This is a genomic window from Chryseobacterium sp. Tr-659 (assembly GCF_011752975.1).
Lineage (GTDB): Bacteria > Bacteroidota > Bacteroidia > Flavobacteriales > Weeksellaceae > Chryseobacterium.
The window spans coordinates 96,433-116,455 of sequence record NZ_VWWP01000007.1; the positions used below are offsets into that span (position 1 = coordinate 96,433).

Below are 20,023 nucleotides of genomic sequence, written 5' to 3' on the forward strand. Positions count from 1 at the left end.
TCCTGAAAACTACAATATCCAATTGTCTGAAAAACAGATTTATTTATTTAATAATCAGCTATTTAAGTTTTAAAAATTTACAATGACAAAACTCTTACCCGTTTTAAATATGCCTGCTGTACTTTTTCACTTGCTGTACCTTCCCAGGGTTTTGTAAAAGGAACATCATCCAGTGAATCCAGAGCTACAATTTCTGCAGCGGTACCACAGAAAAAACCAGCATCTGCACCCCGCATTTCTTCTGGTTTAAAGAAGGTTTCTTTTACCGGAATGTTAAGCTCTTTACATAGTTCAAAAACTGTCTGTCTCGTAATTCCAGGGAGAATGCTTCCTTTTGCAGGGGTAAATAATGTTCCCTCTTTTTCATAAAAAACATTCGCTCCCGAACTCTCCGCTACATTGCCATTTTCATCAAGTACCAAAGCTTCATCATAGCCTTTGTCTTTGGCATCCTGACAAGCAAGGATAGAATTTACATAGTGACCGCCTACTTTTGCTTCTACTTTAAAAGCTTTAGGATTGGGGCGTTGAAAAGGAGATGTCATGATCTTCATTTTGTCTGCCAGATAGCCGTTATTCCATTCCCAGGCAAGAAGAGACAAGTACGATTTTTGTCCCTTTGAAAGTGACATATTAGGAGAACATGTAACCAACGGACGGATATAAGCATCAGAAAATCCGTTTCTTTCTAACAGCTCGTAAGTAAGATCCGTAAGTTCATCTACTGAATAATCGAAAGGAATATGCATAAGTTCTGCGGATCTTTTTAATCTTTCGTAGTGTTCTCTGGCTTTAAAAATCCTGGTTCCGTTTTCTGTACTGTAGGATTTTATTCCTTCAAAAACAGAGTAACCGTAATGGAGAGATTGCCCGTAAAGATCTGTTCCTGCTTCCTTAGCCTTCATAAATTTTCCATCAAAGAAGATGATCGTGTCGTTGTTGTAATACATGTTATAGTGGTTTAAATTTTAACAAAAGGGAATAAAAAAAGCCCTCTCACATTGTGAGAGGGCCGAAATATATGTACAGTCATATACCTTCCTTCTCACAGACGCAAGGGAATAATAATGACGATAATAATTACTGCTACTAACTGATACATATGCTGTACAAATAAAAAATTAAAAACAAAAAGGCCGCTTCAAATATGAAACGGCCTGTATATAATTTAAATTAAAATCTATTTAAAATGCCGTTTCCTTACTGTTGTAAATGACAACAGCAGCAATAGAAATGACAATAATATTTTTCTGATTCTTAAAATCCATGTTGCAAATGTATAAACTTTTTAATTACTCGCAAGTTTTTTTAACACTTTTTTATTTTTTTTCTAAAAATTGCTTCACAATCTCTTTGGTTTCCGCTACATCATGAACCCTTAGAATTTTTGCACCCTGCTCCAATACTTTCATGTGTAATTTCTGGGTTTCTTCATTAATTTCCATAGGAGACTTCCCTAAGGGTTTATAGATAAATGATTTTCTTGAAATCCCTATTAGCAAAGGGAATTTTCCAAATCCAAGATACTTCACTTCGTCAATCATTTTCATCTGGTCTTCTATCGTTTTTCCGAAACCGAAACCGGGATCCAGGATAATATCATTCACTCCTTTTTCTAAAAGTTCTGTTGTTTTTTGAGAGAAGTATTTATTTACTTCCAAGGTGATATCTTCAAACTTTATTTTATCATGCATGGTATCATAAGACGGATTAACATGCATCAGGATGTAGGGAAGCTTTGTTTCAGCGGCTGTGTCAAACATCTTGTTATCATACTGTCCTCCTGAAATATCGTTGATCATATCAATCCCTTCATTAAATCCGAATTTTACGGTTTCAGCGTAGAATGTATCCAGCGAGATCAATGCTTCCGGAAATTCTTTTTTAATCTGAGCAATGATGTTTCCCAATCTGCTTATCTCTTGTCCGGCACTCAGAAATTCTGCATTTGGGCGTGTAGATTGCGGTCCGATATCGATGATTTCTGCTCCTTCTTTCAATAGTTTTTCAGCATGTTTCAAAGCAGGTTTTTCATTATTGAATTGTCCACCGTCAGAAAAAGAATCCGGGGTAAGGTTGAGGATTCCCATAATCTTTGGAGTGTCAAGCTGTACCAGGCGACCGTTGCAGTTGATTGAATAGGTTGATGCAGGAATTGGGAAGTTAGGGAACATAGTGTTTATGATTGTTCAATGATTTTTTATGCTGCTAAATTAGTGATTTGTGAGCTGAATGAGAAATCGGAAATTAAGTTGATTTGTGTTTTTATTATTACTCATTGCATATTACTGATAAACAAAACCTAATTCGTATATTTGGAAGATTAAGAAGATTTATGCTAAAAACATCAGTACAATTCGAGAAAGTTATCAATCAATGTCGTGATCTTTTCGGTAAAAAATTACAGGATTACGGTGCAGCATGGAGGGTTTTAAGACCGAGTTCCATTACGGATCAGATTTATATTAAAGTCAACAGAATCCGTACGCTTCAGATGACTGATAAAAAGATGGTGGATGAGAGTGAGGAAGATGAATTTATCGCAATTGTCAACTATTCTATCATTGGGCTTATTCAGCTTGAGAAAGGCCTTTCCAATGATTTTAATGAAAATAAAGAAGAAATTTTAGGTCTGTATGACAAATATGCCAATGAAGCCAAGGCTTTAATGGAGAGAAAAAATCATGATTATGGTGAGGCATGGAGGGATATGAGAATCTCTTCTATTACGGATCTTATTTATCAAAAAGTATTAAGAACCAAACAGATTGAAGATAACCAGGGAAAAACTATTGTTTCAGAAGGGCTTGATGCCAATTATTTTGATATGCTGAACTATGCTGTTTTCTGTCTGATTAAGTTCTCTGAAAAAGAAAATCAATTCGAACCCAAAACTATTTAATATGATCAAAGGTTTATTACGCTTTATTATTGCTGTCATTTTTATCCTTTCAGGTTTTGTGAAAGCTGTGGATCTGGTAGGTTTTTCCTTCAAAATGGAAGAATATTTCTCGCCTTCAGTTTTCAATATGCCATTTTTAGAAAAGTTTGCCCTACTGTTCTCAATTATTGTAGTGGTGCTGGAACTTTTCCTCGGATTTATGCTATTGCTGAAATTAAAGCTTAAATTTACCTTATCTGCATTAATAGCACTTTGTGTGTTCTTTGGTTTCCTTACTTTTTATTCTGCCTATTTCAATGTTGTAACGGATTGCGGATGTTTTGGCGATGCAATCAAATTTACTCCCTGGCAAAGCTTTTTTAAAGATGTTGCTCTTTTGGCAGGGCTTATTATTCTGTTTGTCTTGTATAGAAAAGAATTCCGTAAAAAAGATGATTACAGCTATAACCAAAAAGAGTCTTCCCATACGTTTAAATATGTGATTCTGGGGGCTTTTTCTTTGGTGATGATTTATATTATGACACAGGGAATCATGCATGAACCAATCATTGATTTCCGTGATTATAAGATAGGAACTAATATTAAAGCTGAAAAAGAAAAAATCAATAAAAATCCTTCTGAATACAAGACTTTTTATTCTCTGAAAAACCAAAAAACAGGAAAAGTTTTAAGAATCAATCAGGACGATTATATTAAAGAAACAAAATACTGGGCTGAAGGTTCACCATGGAAGATTGAAGAAGGAAAAAACGAATCTGTACTGGTAAAAGAGGGCTATAAATCTGAGATTGTAAAATTTAAAATCGAAGATCCTACAGGAATGGAACTTACAGACGAAATCATCAAGGCTCCAAAAGCTATTCTGGTATTTTCATATCACCCAAAAGAGGTTCCTGCCGATCTGCTTCAAAAGGTGGAAGCTAAGGTCAATGCTCAGAAAGGAAGTCTTATTTATGGAATTTCAACTGAACCGAACACTTTTAAAACCATCAAAAATGCTATGATGGACGGTACAGCTATTAAAACGATTGCCAGAAGCAATCCGTTTGTACTGGTACTGGAAAACGGAAAAATTGTTGACAAACAGCCAGCAAAAGACTACGTTAATTAATTATCAAATGTAAACACACAACTTAAACATCAACAAACTCATGCAAAAATCAAATAAATCAATCGCCGGTTACCACTTATTAATGATCCTTTCTTCTGTAGACGGAGAGTTTGCTCCTGAAGAAGGAATGCTTGTGCAGCAGTATCTGGCAGATGAATTTCCTTTCAGAATGAATCTTGATAATGAACTGGAAACCCTGGCCCTTTTACAGCCTGAGGAATGGAAAGATCATTTTGAATTCCATGCAAGATGTTTCCACGAAGATTCTACGGAAGATGAGCGTGTCAAATTTGTTCAATTTGCAAAATCGCTGATCAAAGCAGATAATAAAGTGACTGAAGAAGAACATACCTTCTATGTGCTTCTGAAAAACCTTTGGGGACTGGCATAAACACAAATTCAAAAACTTAAAAATTCAAAAAAATACGATGAAAAAATTTTATTTAGCATTATTAGTAATGAGTGCATCTACATTTCAATCGCAGCAATTTCCGAACCTGAAAGCTCCTGTTGCAGAAAAACAGGAACACATCAGGGAAATCCATGGTGATAAGGTTAATGATCCTTATTACTGGATGATCGATTATTTTAAAAAAGGAAAAGATTCTACCAAAGTTGTTAATTATTTAAAGGCCGAAAACACCTATTGGGAAGGAATGATGAAAGATACTGAACCTTTCAGAGAAAAACTTTTCCAGGAAATGAAGGCCAGAATCAAGGAAAAGGACGAATCTGTACCGGTCTTTAAAAACGGATATTATTATTATACCCGAACTGAAGCCGGAAAACAATATTTTAAATACTGCAGAAAAAAAGGAAGCCTTACTGCTCCGGAAGAAATTCTTCTGGATGTAGATAAACTGGCAGAAGGCCATCCTTACTACGCTGCATCAGGTTTCAGCATCAGCCCGGATAATATGAAAATGATCTATGGTGTAGATGATGTTTCCAGAAGGCAGTATAAATTATTTTTGAAAGATCTTTCAACCGGAAAAACAACTGATCTCGGTATAAAAAACACAACAGGTTCTGCAACATGGGCCAATGACAATAAAACGATTTTCTATACTGCAAAAAATCCTGAAACACTTTTAACAGAAAAGATTTTCAGACATACATTGGGAACCGATTCTGCCAAAGATGTTCTCGTATATGAAGAAAAGGATAAAACCAATTATATCGGGGTAGGAAAAACAAAAAACAATAAATTCATCCTTATTGATTCCCGTGCCACTACTTCCTCCGAGACAAGATACCTGGATGCCAATGATCCCAACGGAAACTTTAAAGTTTTCCAGCCAAGAATCAAAAACGTTCTGTATGATGTAACTTCTCTGGAGGATAAATTTTTGGTTACTACGAACAAGGATGCCCTTAACTTCAAAGTGGTAGAAACTCCTCTAAATAAAACCGGAATTGAAAACTGGAAAGACTTTATTCCGCACAGAAAAGATGTTCTGATGGAAGACGTTAGTGCTTTTAAGAATTATCTTGTTTTCAGTGAAAGACAAAACGGACTATCCCAATTGGTGATCTATGACAGAAAAACGGGTAAAAAAGAGTTCCTGAAATTTGATGAAGCGGCCTATACGGTTTACCCTTCATCAAATCCTGAATATAATACAGATAATTTCCGTTTTGGGTATACTTCCATGATTACACCAAGTTCTCAGTTTGAGCAGGATCTAAAAACAGGAAAAAGAACTCTGCTGAAACAACAGGAAGTACTGGGAGGCTATAATAAAGAAAATTATACGACCGAAAGACTTTTTGCCACGGCAAAAGACGGAACGAAAATTCCGATTTCCATAGTGTATAAAAAAGGGTTTAAAAAAGATGGAAACAATCCGTTATTACTTTACGCATATGGTTCTTATGGAAGCTCCATGGATGCTACTTTCAGCAGTACCAGATTAAGTCTGTTAGACAGAGGTTTTGCTTTTGCTATCGCACACATCCGCGGAGGTCAGGAAATGGGAAGACAGTGGTATGAAGATGGTAAAATGATGAAAAAGAAAAACACATTTACGGACTTCATTGATTCCGGAGAATATCTGGTGAAAGAGAAATATACTTCTCCAAAACATCTGTATGCTCAGGGAGGAAGTGCAGGCGGTTTGCTAATGGGTGCTATTGCCAATATGAGCCCTAATCTTTGGAATGGAGTAATTTCACAGGTCCCATTTGTAGATGTTGTAAACACAATGCTTGATACAAGTATCCCGTTAACTACTAATGAATATGATGAATGGGGAAATCCAAATGATAAAGAGGCTTATTTTTATATGAAATCTTATTCTCCATATGAAAATATTGAGAAGAAAAATTACCCGAATCTATTGGTTACAACCGGACTGCATGATTCTCAGGTACAATATTTCGAGCCGGCAAAATGGGTAGCCAAACTGAGAGATATGAAAACTGATAAGAATGTACTTCTATTGAAAACAGATATGGATTATGGGCATGGCGGTGCTTCCGGAAGGTTTGATTATCTGAAGGATATTGCTTTGGTGTATGCTTTCATGTTCAAACTGGAAGGGATCAACAAATAATAAACGCACGCAGATTTTGCAAATTCCGCAGAGTCTGATGAGAGAATAATAAAGTAAATCAATATATAAATCTTATGAGAAGAAAAATAGTTGCAGGTAACTGGAAAATGAACAAAAATGTAATTGATGCACAGCAATTAATGATTCAGTTATTAAGCTATAAAAACAACAATGCTACCCACTGTGAAGTTTGGATTGCTCCGCCATCTCTTTATTTAATGATGGCAAAAGACATCTTTGAAAAGGATGAGATCGGGGTATTTTCTCAGGATATGAGTGAGCATGAAAGCGGTGCATACACCGGAGAAATTTCTGCAGACATGCTGGAATCTATCGATGCAAACGGTTCATTGATCGGACATTCAGAAAGAAGACAATACCACGGAGAAACGGATTCTCACTGTAACAGAAAAGTAAAATTAGCTTTAGATAAAGGTCTTACACCAATCTATTGTAACGGAGAAACTCTTGAGCAAAGAAAAGCAGGACAACACCTTGAGGTAGTAAAAAATCAAACTGAAGTCGCTCTTTTCACACTTTCTGCCGAAGAGATCAAAAAAGTTGTGATCGCTTACGAACCGGTTTGGGCTATCGGAACGGGAGAAACTGCAACTCCGGAGCAGGCTCAGGAAATTCATGCACACATCAGAAATATCATTGCTTCTAAATACGGACAGGAAGTAGCTGATGAGGTTTCTATCCTTTACGGTGGTTCTGTGAAACCTGATAATGCGAAAGAAATCTTCTCTCAGCCTGATATTGACGGAGGTCTGATTGGAGGGGCTGCTTTGAAACTAGAGGATTTTTCTAAAATTATTGAGGGTTTCAACTAAAAAACTCTTCATCAATAAAAGGGCATCTTTGATGCCCTTTTTCACAACCTCTGATGTGATCAGTCTAAAACCATATTTACTTTCGTTTTTATTTTTTAGAAAAACTAGTACACCAAAAAATAGAAAATAGATCCCAAAGATTTCATTTTTCCGAATATGTCTCTTAAAATTACTTAAATGGATTTTTTAAAAACGATCGCCACCATATCTGTTTTTATACTGTTCCTTCTTATTTTGTTTCTATTAACCTTAAAGTCCAATAAAAAGATTTCCAATCGGCTTTTTGCAGGATATCTTTTTTTCACAGCTGTTGATGCAAGCGGAGTTTTTATTTCACAACCCATCATTAGCACTTACCCCAATTTAGAGATTTTCAGATGGACTCTCATTTTATTTAATATACCCCTGTTTTATTTGTATGTTTTATCACTTTGCTATGAAAATTTTCGATTAAAAAGAAAACATCTGCTTCATATTATCCCTTTTATTATCATTAATATCATATTGGTTTCAGGAATATATTATACAGGGGATTTTGAAAAAAAATATTTTTTACAACATCATCATGAGACTGGTGAAATGATCTTCTTCCAATATTTGATAGAAATCCAATATTTGATTTACACTATTTCCATTTTTATGGTTTTGAAAAAAGCCAGAAATATTTATCTGGAAAATCAATCTTATTCTACCAACTTAGTTTATAAATGGTTATTTCAAATGACCTTGCTTTTTATGGCTGTCCATTATTTTGCAACCTTCAAAAATATATTGAGGTATACTGACAATCATCAACTACTGATATTTATAAACGGTTTTTTGGAAATCATCGCATTGATTATTACCAGCTGGTTTGTTTTAAAAGCATTAAAATATCCTGAATTTTTCAGAGGAGTTGATACTCAGTTACAATTAATACATGATTTTAACAATGAGACGCTGCCAAAAACTAAATCAGAAAACCAACAAAATTCAGATGAAAATATCACTATCCAACTCGAACTGCTGAAGAAATATATGACAGAAAAAAAACCGTATTTAGATCCAGCTCTTACGGTACAAAGCCTTGCGGCACAAATGAATATACCCAGCCGGGAATTATCCATTTTAATAAATTCTAATATGAATCAGCATTTTTTTGATTTTGTAAATAAATACCGTATCGAAAATGCAATGGAATTATTAACCAACCATTCTAAAAAAGATTATACTGTTCTAGAAATTTTGTATCAGGTGGGGTTCAATTCAAAATCATCATTTAATACTGCTTTTAAAAAACACACCGCTTTAACTCCTACAGAATATAGAAATACCTTTTATAAAACCAATTAGCTTCTTTTTATTTGGTTCGACTTTTTAAAATCGGTCGCTTTTCGGAAGATAATAATTCAAATTTGTCTGCTATAAAAACAGAGACTATTTTGTCTCACTTATAAAACAAAAAAGAATTATGAAAACAAAGAAAATGCTTTTCAGTTTATTATCCTTAGGAGTAAGTCTGTTGGGATTTGGTCAAGACACCATTAGACTAAAACCTTATATTGAAAACATGAAAACCATAGAGGTGGATATTGAAGGAAAAAAATATAATTTTCTATTTGACACTGGTGGAGCAGAAACTATTATTTCTCCAGAAATAGCAAAGTATTTTAATAAAAAAATATACGGAAGGGCAATTGGATTTAGAATGAGCGGAGAGATGGTTAAAGCTCAAAGATCAGATCATTTCTCAATGACTATAGGTTCCACAAAAATAGACCATCCAACAGTTGGTGTTTTTGATATCATGTCTATTTTGCCGAAAGAATTTCCAAAACTAGATGGTGTCATTTCTTTAAAATCTTTTGTTGACCATATTCTGACCCTCAATTTTTCTAAAAACACCATTATTGTAGAGAGTAAATCCTCGTCACCAAAAGCAATAAACGGAAAAAATCTTGTTGCCAGTAGATTCGCCAATGGCCTGAGCGCTACTGAGCTAAATATTTTTTTGAATATTCCAAAAGACAATCAATCGTACTGGTTTCTTTTTGATTCTGGAAACAGTGGACCTTTGCTGTTATCTACCGAAACTGCTGCAGCCTGGAGACTCTCCAAAGATAAAGATGGTATGAACTCGGAAACTCAATTTGCCATCGGAGAAAAAGTATTGGTCTCAAAATCATTTACACGAGATATTATTTATGATGGTGTACTCAATTTTGGAACTTTGTGCAACTATATTTTCACGATTGATTTTAAAAACAGCAAAATTTGGATAAAATAGTATACAGAAGCCATATTTATTCTTTTAAAAACCTTTTATTTCTTATTCAGGCCCATGATAATAAAAAAAGCGGCGGAATCTTCGATTCCGCCGCTTTTCGTTAAAAAAATCTAATTATTGAATATCGACTACATACATTGTTCCTTTGTCTACCTTACCTGTTTTAGGCAAAATTTTGGCTTTTGGATTTCCATTCCCATCATCTACTACTCCGAAATCATCATCATTGAAAACAGCCAGTTTATTGTTTCCTAAATAAACAATCCCTTCAAATTTATCATGCTCATAACCCAATTTTGCCACCAGGTCTACTGCTAACGTCTTGGATACTGCCTTTATCCCTGCATTGGTAATTTCATCCCATGTACATTGCTCTAAGGCTTTACCATTCACTTTTAAACCATCTACGGCATTAATATCAGTTCCGTTTACATCACTGGCGTTATTGAGGTTGATTCTGTATACTTTTTTAATTCCTCCCTGTGATCCGAAATTACCGTCTCTTTCAATAACTAAGAATTCATTGTTGCTTAACGCGGTAATATCACAAACTGAGTCAGAAGCTCCTCCATCTTGTTTGTATAAAAACTGTTTGGTCTGCCCTGTCAAAATATCAAATGTTACAATTCTTGTTAAAGTAGTGTTGGTGGCCAATGCTTTTGTAGGGACAAACATCATCGACTGTATGGTACCTACAAGTGTTTTTCCATCCGGGGTAATGCACAGTCCTTCCATTCCTCTATTGGCTCTTCTTTTTGCCAAAACTGCCGGTAACTTTCTTGGTCCTGTATTTACTCCTACCGGGCTTATCCTTTCCATTTCTACCCCATCTGCACTGTAATGTACGATATGCGGACCATATTCATCAGAAACCCAAAAGGTGCCATCTGCTGCTGCTACAATACTCTCACTATCCAGTCCATACTTATCCGTTCCTAAAATATTGCCGGAAGCATCATAAGCAACTTCACCCGTACTTCCCATACCTGCAGGATTGGGAAGTCCTGTAATAGGCTGCCCTGAAGGGTTTTTAAGTTTTATATATTTTATCACCTCAATATTTCCGTCTGCATTAATCTTAAAATGCATGATGGTTGGTGTAAAATTGGGAGTCAGAAATTTTTTCCCATTCTGATAATCTGTATTCGGACCACGATCTGTAATCACATAGAACTCCCCTTTTCTGGTAGGATGAGCTGCCGCTCCGGAACCGAATCCTCCATTGATCACATCTACTCCATTGATCGTGGCTAGTTTGGAAAATGGAAATTCCTGAGGGAGTTTGGAATAGTTAATATCCTGATTGTTTACCGGATCATCATCTTTACATGATGCCAATACTGTAAACACCAAAGCAGATAATAGTAATTTTTTCATATGTTATTTTATGGCTGCGAAAGTATAAATTGATTATAAACTGATGTTGAATATAATGATAATTGTATTTTAACAATAGAAGCAATAAAATGAACTCAATATGAATAATAAAAATTTTAATTTAAAAATAAAAAAACAACATTTATATCTTTTTTTTAATTAATCCGTAATAATACATTCTTAGATTGATAAAAAAATATACAATTCACAAAACAGCACTTAGATTTATATGATATATTTGCAGCGCTTTAAGGTTGAATATCATTCATTAATAGGGAATCAAGTAAAAATTTTTAATTCTTGAGCTGTACCCGCAACTGTAAACTGTTTTTACTTACAGCAAAAGAGACCACTGGATATTACGTCCGGGAAGGTAGCTGTAAGATGTGAGCCAGGAGACCTGCCTTAAATATACTGACTTCAGGGAAATCTTTTTTCTGAAGAAAAGTTTCGGGAATAAAACTTTAAATTAATTATATCATGAAAAAAATCTATTTTTTTTTCTTACTGCTTTGTATGCAGCTTCTGTCAGCCCAATTCACAGAAAATGACGTTAAATTTTGGGTAGGAACCGGTTCAAAGAAAGCCTATTTTATTGCAGATTTCAACGATGGCAGTGCTCCCAATTCTTATGCTTGGGGTTATCGTTTTGATTCGGATGCTTTAACGATGGAAGACCTGATAAACGCTATTGCCAATGCAGAACCTAAAATAGAGGTTGATATTCCTTCTGGTTTTTTATATAGTTTCAATTATAACCATCATATTCCCAGTCTTGATGATTACTGGTCTACCTGGTCGGGAACCACTCCTGCAGCACTGGCATTCAATAACGGAGTAAACAATGATCCATTAGTTGACGGAAGATGGTATGGAATTTCATACGGTTTTGATCCACCTACAAAACCATCCGCGCCCGTTCCGGCATACAGCTCAAAATGGTATGCTTCATCACAGATCACGAATTGGATTGGAACCGGAAATAATAAAAGCCTGGTGGTTATTGATTTTGGAACTGATACCAATGGAAATGCAAATTCTTTCGTATTCGGAATCCAATACAGCGGGACCATTAATGCACAACAGGCTTTACAGTTAATTCAGACACAGGCTCCTTATTTTAATTTTACGTCTGCTAATAACCAGATCTCTGCTTTATCTTTAAATACACTTACAGGCAATACCTCCGGATCAGACAGCTGGAAACTGTATAAAGGAAAAGATCTTTCAAGCTGGCAGGCGAAAACGGATCTTTCTCAGATCCAATTGAGCAATAATGACTGGATGGGACTAAGCTTCGGGCAGAGAGCACCATTTATCCCAACGGAAGCCACCAATTCAACGTTGGGAGTTTCTTCCGTTAATAAGAAAAAAACAGGTATATATCCCAATCCCGCAAGTGATTTCATTCAGATTGAAACCGCTGAAACCGTTAAAGAAGTCAATATTTATTCTACTTCGGGGCAAAAAGTAATGACTGCCCAGACCATGAGAATCGATATTCAATCTTTAAATCGGGGAATTTATTTTGTTGAAATTAAAACACCTGAGAATTCTACAATACATAAGATTATTAAGAAATAATGAAAGCGCCTTGATGGCGCTTTTTTATGAGCACAGATTAAACCACCACTTCAAAAGTTCTTTGAATTTTCGCCATCTCTCCACAGAAGGGCAATTTTGAAGCTTCAATACCTGTTTTATAATACTTTATTCAACAAAAAAATCACACCAAAATAGTGTGATTTTTTAATTGATTATGCAATCAATTAATTATTTTTTCTCTGTGGATCTCTGTAAAACCTCGTCTACCATTCCGTAGCCTTTAGCTTCTTCAGATGTCATCCAATAGTCTCTGTCAGAAGATTTCTCAACCCACTCATATGTTTGTCCTGAATGGTGAGCGATGATTTCATAAAGTTCCGACTTCAATTTTAACATCTCTCTCAAGTTGATCTCCATATCAGAAGCAACTCCCTGAGCACCACCTGAAGGCTGGTGAATCATTACTCTTGAATGCTTAAGTGCGGAACGCTTTCCTTTTTCTCCGGCAACCAGTAATACAGCTCCCATTGAAGCGGCCATACCTGTACAGATAGTAGCTACATCCGGTTTAATGATCTGCATAGTGTCATAAATTCCCAGCCCTGCATAAACGCTACCACCCGGAGAGTTAATATAGATCTGAATATCTTTTGACGGATCTGCACTTTCCAAGAATAAAAGCTGAGCCGTTACGATGTTAGCCACCTGATCATCAATTCCTGTTCCAAGGAAGATAATTCTGTCCATCATCAAACGGGAGAAAACGTCCATCTGGGCAACGTTCAATCTTCTTTCTTCCATGATGTACGGAGTTAAATTCGTTGGGCCATACATTCCCATATACTGATCGGTAGCCAAACCGTTGTTTCCTAAATGTTTTACAGAGAAATCTCTGAATTCCTTTTTAATGTCCATATTTCTATTATGTATTATTTATAAATATTCTTGAAGTTTAAATTACAATATTTATTCCTAAAATTTTATAGGACTTTTTGTCACAGAATACATTTTTTTCTGTCTCTAAACTACCTTTTCCGATCTACATAAATTCCTTTGATAGGTGAATATTCAATGATATTGCTCAGCCTTATAGAAGCCTGTTTCAATAAGGTTATTTTCTTGATAAGTTCATAATATTTAACCTCATCTGTACTGCTGTGCTGATCCAGTTCTTTTGCTGTTTCCGTGATCAGATAGTCAATATATCGGTATTTATGCAGTAGAACATCACCTGTGACCTGATCTGCCACTTTATCTCCATAATTGGGAGGATAAATATTTCTGGAAGCCCAGTTTTCAAGTTCATCCAGCGGCATCAGAGCATCCACAACTTTTGTAGTAATCTCTTCATCCATAAAAGATACAAAAAAGTTTCCACTTCTGAGCTCATCTTTCTGAATTCCTTCTCTCACCTGATTGATAATGATCTCATTTTCTTTAACTAAAAATGTATACTGCTCTTCTTCAAAATGATGGAGAATCTCTTCAATAACTGTAATCTGGTATTCTTCATTATTTTCATTTCTCCTTTTAAGAACAATATCTCCGAACATCAGCATGTGATCTACCAGTTTATTCTCCATAAACAGCACATCAAACAGGAAAGGATCTTCTTTTTCCTGATCCAGAGGAACAATCTCCATTTTCGGAGCTGCTTTCTCTTTCTGTTGCTGCTGCTGAACATGGTGAGTCTGATTTTGTGTAATCTGTTTCTGAACATCCAGTTCATTAAAAAGGCTCTGTTCAGAAAGTCCGAATTTATTGGAAACTTCCTTTAGGTATACTTCTCTTTTCAGCGCATTCTGTACAAAAGAAACTGATTTTACAATATCCCGAATAGCTTCCGCTTTTTTAATGGGATCATTTCCAATATCTTTTAAAAGGATTTCCGCTTTAAAGTCGATGAAATCCATCGCTTCATTTTCGATGTATTTTTCAACATAATCCTGCGGGTGTTTTCTTGCAAAGGAATCAGGATCATCACCATCCGGGAAGAGTAATACACGGATGTTCATTCCTTCGGTCAACAGCATATCAATACTTCGGAAGCTGGCTTTGATACCGGCATTATCACCATCGAAAAGAATGGTAACATTTTCCGTAAGTCTTTTGATCAGCTTAATCTGTTCGGTTGTCAGTGAAGTTCCGGAGCTTGCCACAACATTCTCAATCCCGGACATATGAAGGGAAATAACATCCATATACCCTTCCACCAAAAGGCAGGCATTCTTTCTGGATATGGCTTGTTTACTCTGGTTTAAGCCATAAAGAACATTAGATTTGTGATAAATTTCCGTCTCCGGAGAATTGAGGTATTTCGCAGTCTTAACATTATTCTTAAGGATCCTTGCCCCAAAACCTAAAACCCTTCCTGAGAAGCTATGAATCGGGAAAATAACCCTTTCTCTGAAACGATCTATTCCCGCCGGCGAATTTTCAGGAAAAATAGACAATCCGGATTTCTCAAGGATATCCTTGTTATAACCTTTTTCCAGTGCATATGCTGTAAAAGCATTCTTCTTTTCTGGCGAATATCCCAGCTGGAATTTTTTAATAATATCGTCTTTAAGCTCTCTTTCTTTAAAATAAGCCAATCCGATGCTTCTCCCCTCTTCTGCATCCCAAAGTATTTCCTGGAAATAGGTGTTGGCTACTTCATGAATCTTATACAGAAGATCTTTTTCAGTCTGTGCATGTTTAGCCTCTTCAGAAATTTCACGTTGATCTTCTTCAATTTCAATCCCATATTTCTTGGCTGCATGGCGGAGCGCTTCAGGATAAGTGAAGTTTTCAATTTCCATCAGGAAAGAAATTGCCGTTCCTCCTTTCCCTGTGGAGAAATCTTTCCAGATCTGCTTACTTGGTGAAACGACAAAGCTCGGAGATTTTTCCTCATGAAAAGGACTGAGCCCTTTAAAGTTAGACCCTGCTCTTTTCAACTGCACATACTCTCCCACAATCTCTTCTACCCTGATCGTGGAGAATATTTTATCTATGGTCTGCTTAGAAATCATGCTGTAAAATTAAGTATTTTTATGTAGATGTTGAACGTTTTTGGATTCAAGAATTTCGAAGATATTGAGTCATAATAAATAATATATTTACATTCAGTATTTTTGAAAATCGTGAAACTTAATATCCTATGAAATATTGGAGAATATGTTTAATAGCAGCAATCTGTTTATGTATTATTTTTGTCTTGTATATAGAATTTGGCGGCAGGTATATCTTAAATAACAACGATAAAAGAGATATTACCTGGAAAATCCGAACCAGTAAAAAGATACCTGAAAATTTCAAAAATTTTTATAACACCATGTATCTTAATTCCTTATCAGAAAATTCATGGAAATTATACATCAAACAGCTGATAAGCTCTAAAATAAACAACCAAGATTGTCCTTGTCATACCACAGGCAACAAGTTTATGCCTACTTTGGATATCAATAATAAGGCATCGTTAGATTACTTTCTCATAATACGGTATATTGAGCAAAATTATACTCAGGAAGATTGTTTGAATTTTAATTTCAGTAATTTTGACTTTTTATATAACAGGAAAGGTATTGAACAAGCTTCTCAATCTTTATTCAATAAACCAGTTACGGAATTGCAACCCATTGAGATGGCGGAAATACTTGCCCTGTATGAAAACCCTTTAAAAAATAACCGTTATAGAAATCCTGAATATACAAAAGCCAGGGCTACATATTTTTATAATTTGTATTTGAATAATTTGAACGAAAAATAAAATGAATTTTATCATCCATACAATCGAAGATTGGCAGGAAGTTGTTGATACCATTATTCCTGAATTAAAACATAATATCTTTTTGTTAAAAGGAAATCTGGGAGCCGGGAAAACCACTTTCACACAATTTCTGATGAAAAAGCTGGGAAGTAATGATGAAGTCAACTCTCCTACTTATTCTATTGTGAATGAATATAATACTCCAAAAGGGAAAATCTATCATTTTGATCTTTACCGCTTAAAAAACATTGAAGAAGTTTATGATATCGGGATTGAGGAGTATCTGGACAATTCTTTCCTTTGCATCATTGAGTGGCCGGAAGTGTATGAAGAAGAACTTTATGGGCTCAACTACCACACAATGAGTATTGTGAATACGGGTGAAAACAGAGAAGTTTCATTCGATTAAATATTATGTATCTTTGCTCAATAATTGAATACAAAAAACAATCTGTAAGACATAATTTAATTTAAGGATGAGTACAAATATTTTTACTCCTTTCACAGAAGAAGAATTAATGCCGAAAGAGGAAAAATTGGAGGTTATAAAGAAGGGAAAACAGTTCAGTATTGGAATTCCCAAAGAAACCTGTCTCAACGAAAGGAGAACCTGCATTACTCCTGACGCCGTACAGGTGTTGGTAGAGCATGGCCATGAGATCATTGTAGAATCTGGGGCCGGAGAAGGTTCATTTTTTACAGATTTACAGTATTCCGAATCAGGAGCAAAGATCACTAAAGATCCTAAGGAAGCTTTCGGACAAGACCTTATTTTAAAGGTTAATCCTCCTACGGAAGACGAAATTGAATACATGAAGGCGAATACTTATCTGGTTTCCGCCCTTCAGATCAACCTTAGAGATAAAGAATATTTCTTAAAACTTGCAGAGAAAAAAATAAATGCCATTGCTTTTGAATTCATTGTTGATGAATACAAACAACTGGCACTGGTAAGACTGGTAGGTGAAATTGCAGGAACTGTTTCTATTTTATACGGTTCAGAATTACTAGCCTTATCTAATGGTTTAATGCTTGGCGGAATTACCGGAGTAAGGCCTGCAGAAGTAGTTATCCTTGGAGCAGGAATTGTAGGTGAGTTTGCAACAAAGGCAGCCATAGGATTAGGAGCCAGTGTAAAAGTTTTCGACAATTCTCTATCTAAATTGAGAAGGCTTCACACGATGGTAGACAGCCGCGTACCTACTTCCATCATTGATCCTAAGGAACTCAGCAAAAGCTTAAGACGTGCTGATGTAGTTATAGGAGCACTACCAAGATTAAACATGACTCCTATCGTTACCGAAGATATGGTGATGAAAATGAAAAAAGGCAGCGTCATCATTGATATTACAATAGACAACGGTAAAGTTATTGAGACTTCAGAACTTACCACAATGGAAGATCCTTACATCATCAAACATGGTGTAATCCACTGCGGACTTCCGAACCTTACCTCAAGAATGCCGAGAACCACCACAAAGGCCATCTCGAATTTCTTCCTTTCCTATATTTTAAATTATGACGAAGAAGGCGGTTTTGAAAATATGCTGATCCGCAAAAACGAAATGAAGCAGAGCTTATACATGTACAAAGGAAGACATACTAAGAAGATTATCTGCGACCGTTTCGGGCTTACGTACCATGATATCAATCTTTTAATTTTCTAATGAAAAAACTGAAATTTTATGCCATCGGTTTTGTACCAGGGCTTTTGATCGTATTTTTTATATTAAACAAAAAAGGGGCAAGCTGCAGCGGTTATCTGCCAAACAGCCGGGTTATTGCAGAAACCCTTTCTAAAGAATTCAAATATTCTGAGGAAGCGAAAAATGCAATGGCTGCTTACAAGATTGATGAAAAGTTTGTGAAAGACAGCCTTATTACCAATGGAAAAGTAGATTTTGACCGAAGCCATGCACAAAAAAAACCATGCCCGGATTATCTTTTAACCTATCCTGAGAAAAAACCTGCATACGAAATCACTTTTGAGAAATGTGAGGAGAGTGTAACGGTAAACAGTCTTAAAAAGCTTAAATAGTTCCCGTAAAAATAATTTATGGACGGCAATTACTACATGATTCATGATTATCTGATATTTATCGGAGTTTTTGCTATTTTCCTTTTTCTGACTACCAGCATTTATCTGTTCAGCCAACATCAGAAACTGAAACAAAGGAATGCCAAATTATCGGAAACCAATAAGCTCATTGAGCAGCGCCTGAATGAAGTTCGGCTGGAACATATCGGAACCAAGCTCAATCCGCATTTGTTTAAAAATATTCTCAATTCCGTGCAATCCCACGCCTATCAGACCTATATGTCTCTGGATAAGCTGGCCAATGTTCTGGATTATATTTTATACGAAAGCAACAATAAATATGTAAGCCCGAAAGAAGAGATTACTTTTGCCTTAAGCCTTATTGAGATTAATAAGATCAAAATCAATCCTCTTTTTGATTTCAGAATAAAATCCAGAATCAACAAATCTGACTCCGTGTATGAAGAAAAGGTATTCGCACCGCTGATCTCTGTGGATCTTATTGAAAATGCCTTTAAACATACAGACTTTCTTGCACAGGATTCTTTCATTTCCATTTATATGGAACTGGAGAACGGAATTTTCACAATGAAAGTAAGCAATAAAGCATCTTTAAAAAATGTGCTGGAAAAAGAAAAAAGCGGTTTCGGAAGTCAGTCTTTCGATCAAAGGCTAAAAATGATTTACAGCACTTATTATCAACTGGAAAGAAGCTCAAAAAACGGAATCTTTACTGCAGAATTAAAAATCAATTTAGGAGAATTCTATGATAAAATGCGTTATTCTGGATGATGAATTACTGGCCATCAGTTATCTGAAACTTCTATGCGAGCAAATCGATAATGTAGAAGTGGTAAAAGCTTTCAATGATCCTAAAATTTTTCTGAACGAAATAGACAGCCTTGATTGTAATCTCTGCATCCTTGATATTGAAATGCCCGGAATGACAGGGCTCCAGGTAGCCGAAATTATTTCAGGCTCCAAAAAGATCATATTTACAACTGCTTATAAAGAATATGCTGCAGAAGCTTTCGATCTCAATGTTGTAGACTATGTGAGAAAGCCCATCAAAAAAGAAAGACTCATCCAGGCCTTCGAGAAAGCTAAAGAACTGATGGAAAGCACACCTAAAAAAGCTTTTATCGAATGGAATACCAATATCGGAAAAACAGTCATCTTCACTGAACAGATCTCCTACATCAAAACTTCGGAAATTGACAGCAGAGATAAAGATATTATTCTTAATGACGGAACTACCATTGTTTTAAAGAATCTTAATTTTAAAAATCTACTGGAAATGCTTCCCTCAAAAGACTTTGCACAGGTTAATAAAAAAGAGATTATTGCACTCTCTTCCATTAAGGTATTTTCCACCAACGAAGTTATTACAACCATATCTATTGGTGATGATCATTTCCTGAAACTCCAGATCGGAGATGCGTATAAAAATACGCTGGTAGAGCTTTTCACCAAATAATCTTGTTGGTCATTTGCTTCTTAAGGATAAATGAATTAAAATCTCACTTTCCTAAAATCTTATTTCTATTTTTTTTCAGCACGAAGGTTTTTTTATTACATTTTTCAGAACATTCATTACATTTAGAAAGCAAGGTCTTTTAACATAAACATATTCTTATCAACTTTG

General features: G+C 35.5%; 19 protein-coding genes and 1 riboswitch. Of the genes, 14 read left to right on the forward strand and 5 right to left on the reverse strand.

All coding sequences use genetic code 11. The features are described from left to right. Positions 1-77: 77 nt before the first annotated feature. Together ilvE and folP are read right to left on the reverse strand one after the other, a co-directional pair. On the reverse strand, positions 78-950 hold the full coding sequence (ilvE, locus tag F3J23_RS15295; RefSeq protein WP_167030838.1) for a branched-chain-amino-acid transaminase: 873 nt from the start codon (positions 948-950) through the stop codon (positions 78-80). 369 nt (positions 951-1,319) lie between these two features. Further along, complete coding sequence (gene folP, locus F3J23_RS15300; RefSeq protein ID WP_167031418.1) at positions 1,320-2,090, reverse strand: dihydropteroate synthase; 771 nt, start codon at positions 2,088-2,090, stop codon at positions 1,320-1,322. Positions 2,091-2,335: 245 nt separating this feature from the next. Here folP and F3J23_RS15305 point away from each other — a divergent pair, with 245 nt between their 5' ends. The 7 genes from F3J23_RS15305 (at position 2,336) to F3J23_RS15335 (ending at position 9,667) form a co-directional block, all read left to right on the forward strand. Continuing rightward, the gene (locus F3J23_RS15305) at positions 2,336-2,902 is read left to right on the forward strand and encodes a DUF1599 domain-containing protein (RefSeq protein WP_167030841.1); all 567 of its coding nucleotides are present in this window, start codon (positions 2,336-2,338) and stop codon (positions 2,900-2,902) included. A gap of 1 nt (position 2,903) precedes the next feature. Then, positions 2,904-4,013 carry a BT_3928 family protein gene (locus F3J23_RS15310; RefSeq protein ID WP_167030844.1) on the forward strand — a complete coding sequence of 370 codons (1,110 nt, stop codon included), beginning with the start codon at positions 2,904-2,906 and terminating at the stop codon, positions 4,011-4,013. Positions 4,014-4,053: 40 nt separating this feature from the next. Continuing rightward, positions 4,054-4,404, forward strand: a complete 351-nt coding sequence (locus F3J23_RS15315) for a TerB family tellurite resistance protein (RefSeq protein ID WP_167030847.1) — start codon at positions 4,054-4,056, stop codon at positions 4,402-4,404. A 37-nt stretch (positions 4,405-4,441) separates the two neighbouring features. Next, positions 4,442-6,568, forward strand: a complete 2,127-nt coding sequence (locus F3J23_RS15320) for a S9 family peptidase (RefSeq protein ID WP_167030850.1) — start codon at positions 4,442-4,444, stop codon at positions 6,566-6,568. A 74-nt stretch (positions 6,569-6,642) separates the two neighbouring features. Next, a complete protein-coding gene (gene tpiA / locus F3J23_RS15325) occupies positions 6,643-7,401 on the forward strand; it encodes a triose-phosphate isomerase (protein ID WP_167030853.1) in 759 nt (252 codons plus the stop codon). A gap of 177 nt (positions 7,402-7,578) precedes the next feature. Beyond that, a complete protein-coding gene (locus F3J23_RS15330) occupies positions 7,579-8,733 on the forward strand; it encodes a helix-turn-helix domain-containing protein (protein WP_167030856.1) in 1,155 nt (384 codons plus the stop codon). Positions 8,734-8,851: 118 nt separating this feature from the next. Beyond that, positions 8,852-9,667, forward strand: coding sequence for an aspartyl protease family protein (locus F3J23_RS15335; RefSeq protein WP_167030859.1), 816 nt, complete (start codon positions 8,852-8,854; stop codon positions 9,665-9,667). Between the two features lie 114 nt (positions 9,668-9,781). Here the strand turns inward: F3J23_RS15335 and F3J23_RS15340 are convergent, their stop codons facing one another. Further along, positions 9,782-11,044, reverse strand: coding sequence for an esterase-like activity of phytase family protein (locus F3J23_RS15340; protein ID WP_167030862.1), 1,263 nt, complete (start codon positions 11,042-11,044; stop codon positions 9,782-9,784). Between the two features lie 234 nt (positions 11,045-11,278). Continuing rightward, positions 11,279-11,467: riboswitch (cobalamin riboswitch) on the forward strand. Positions 11,468-11,524: 57 nt separating this feature from the next. Here F3J23_RS15340 and F3J23_RS15345 point away from each other — a divergent pair. Further along, positions 11,525-12,628, forward strand: coding sequence for a T9SS type A sorting domain-containing protein (locus tag F3J23_RS15345; protein WP_167030865.1), 1,104 nt, complete (start codon positions 11,525-11,527; stop codon positions 12,626-12,628). Between the two features lie 189 nt (positions 12,629-12,817). On the opposite strand, the gene clpP is transcribed toward F3J23_RS15345, so the two are convergent. Together clpP and dnaG are read right to left on the reverse strand one after the other, a co-directional pair. Continuing rightward, positions 12,818-13,504 carry an ATP-dependent Clp endopeptidase proteolytic subunit ClpP gene (gene clpP, locus F3J23_RS15350; RefSeq protein WP_167030867.1) on the reverse strand — a complete coding sequence of 229 codons (687 nt, stop codon included), beginning with the start codon at positions 13,502-13,504 and terminating at the stop codon, positions 12,818-12,820. A 110-nt stretch (positions 13,505-13,614) separates the two neighbouring features. Next, complete coding sequence (gene dnaG, locus F3J23_RS15355; protein WP_167030870.1) at positions 13,615-15,603, reverse strand: DNA primase; 1,989 nt, start codon at positions 15,601-15,603, stop codon at positions 13,615-13,617. A 413-nt stretch (positions 15,604-16,016) separates the two neighbouring features. On the opposite strand from dnaG, the gene F3J23_RS21840 reads away from it, so the two are divergent. From F3J23_RS21840 to F3J23_RS15385, 6 genes are all read left to right on the forward strand, one after another. Continuing rightward, on the forward strand, positions 16,017-16,340 hold the full coding sequence (locus F3J23_RS21840) for a transglycosylase domain-containing protein (protein WP_410498025.1): 324 nt from the start codon (positions 16,017-16,019) through the stop codon (positions 16,338-16,340). A 1-nt stretch (position 16,341) separates the two neighbouring features. Then, a complete protein-coding gene (gene tsaE, locus F3J23_RS15365) occupies positions 16,342-16,749 on the forward strand; it encodes a tRNA (adenosine(37)-N6)-threonylcarbamoyltransferase complex ATPase subunit type 1 TsaE (protein ID WP_167030876.1) in 408 nt (135 codons plus the stop codon). Between the two features lie 67 nt (positions 16,750-16,816). Next, positions 16,817-18,007: an alanine dehydrogenase gene (locus tag F3J23_RS15370; protein ID WP_167030878.1), complete on the forward strand. Its 1,191-nt coding sequence runs from the start codon at positions 16,817-16,819 to the stop codon at positions 18,005-18,007. After that, on the forward strand, positions 18,007-18,378 hold the full coding sequence (locus tag F3J23_RS15375) for a hypothetical protein (protein WP_167030880.1): 372 nt from the start codon (positions 18,007-18,009) through the stop codon (positions 18,376-18,378). The genes F3J23_RS15370 and F3J23_RS15375 overlap by 1 nt, the downstream gene beginning before the upstream one ends. Before the next feature lie 18 nt (positions 18,379-18,396). Next, complete coding sequence (locus F3J23_RS15380; RefSeq protein WP_185156465.1) at positions 18,397-19,170, forward strand: histidine kinase; 774 nt, start codon at positions 18,397-18,399, stop codon at positions 19,168-19,170. Continuing rightward, positions 19,145-19,855: a LytR/AlgR family response regulator transcription factor gene (locus F3J23_RS15385; protein ID WP_167030882.1), complete on the forward strand. Its 711-nt coding sequence runs from the start codon at positions 19,145-19,147 to the stop codon at positions 19,853-19,855. The genes F3J23_RS15380 and F3J23_RS15385 overlap by 26 nt, the downstream gene beginning before the upstream one ends. Positions 19,856-20,023 lie beyond the last annotated feature (168 nt).

Excerpts from the sequence above, each read along its gene's own strand:
- ilvE (WP_167030838.1), bottom strand. The coding sequence starts at position 950 with ATGTATTACAACAACGACACGATCATCTTCTTTGATGGAAAATTTATG.
- folP (WP_167031418.1), bottom strand. The coding sequence starts at position 2,090 with ATGGGAATCCTCAACCTTACCCCGGATTCTTTTTCTGACGGTGGACAA.
- F3J23_RS15305 (WP_167030841.1), top strand. The coding sequence starts at position 2,336 with ATGCTAAAAACATCAGTACAATTCGAGAAAGTTATCAATCAATGTCGT.
- F3J23_RS15310 (WP_167030844.1), top strand. The coding sequence starts at position 2,904 with ATGATCAAAGGTTTATTACGCTTTATTATTGCTGTCATTTTTATCCTT.
- F3J23_RS15315 (WP_167030847.1), top strand. The coding sequence starts at position 4,054 with ATGCAAAAATCAAATAAATCAATCGCCGGTTACCACTTATTAATGATC.
- F3J23_RS15320 (WP_167030850.1), top strand. The coding sequence starts at position 4,442 with ATGAAAAAATTTTATTTAGCATTATTAGTAATGAGTGCATCTACATTT.
- tpiA (WP_167030853.1), top strand. The coding sequence starts at position 6,643 with ATGAGAAGAAAAATAGTTGCAGGTAACTGGAAAATGAACAAAAATGTA.
- F3J23_RS15330 (WP_167030856.1), top strand. The coding sequence starts at position 7,579 with ATGGATTTTTTAAAAACGATCGCCACCATATCTGTTTTTATACTGTTC.
- F3J23_RS15335 (WP_167030859.1), top strand. The coding sequence starts at position 8,852 with ATGAAAACAAAGAAAATGCTTTTCAGTTTATTATCCTTAGGAGTAAGT.
- F3J23_RS15340 (WP_167030862.1), bottom strand. The coding sequence starts at position 11,044 with ATGAAAAAATTACTATTATCTGCTTTGGTGTTTACAGTATTGGCATCA.
- F3J23_RS15345 (WP_167030865.1), top strand. The coding sequence starts at position 11,525 with ATGAAAAAAATCTATTTTTTTTTCTTACTGCTTTGTATGCAGCTTCTG.
- clpP (WP_167030867.1), bottom strand. The coding sequence starts at position 13,504 with ATGGACATTAAAAAGGAATTCAGAGATTTCTCTGTAAAACATTTAGGA.
- dnaG (WP_167030870.1), bottom strand. The coding sequence starts at position 15,603 with ATGATTTCTAAGCAGACCATAGATAAAATATTCTCCACGATCAGGGTA.
- F3J23_RS21840 (WP_410498025.1), top strand. The coding sequence starts at position 16,017 with ATGCCTACTTTGGATATCAATAATAAGGCATCGTTAGATTACTTTCTC.
- tsaE (WP_167030876.1), top strand. The coding sequence starts at position 16,342 with ATGAATTTTATCATCCATACAATCGAAGATTGGCAGGAAGTTGTTGAT.
- F3J23_RS15370 (WP_167030878.1), top strand. The coding sequence starts at position 16,817 with ATGAGTACAAATATTTTTACTCCTTTCACAGAAGAAGAATTAATGCCG.
- F3J23_RS15375 (WP_167030880.1), top strand. The coding sequence starts at position 18,007 with ATGAAAAAACTGAAATTTTATGCCATCGGTTTTGTACCAGGGCTTTTG.
- F3J23_RS15380 (WP_185156465.1), top strand. The coding sequence starts at position 18,397 with ATGGACGGCAATTACTACATGATTCATGATTATCTGATATTTATCGGA.
- F3J23_RS15385 (WP_167030882.1), top strand. The coding sequence starts at position 19,145 with ATGATAAAATGCGTTATTCTGGATGATGAATTACTGGCCATCAGTTAT.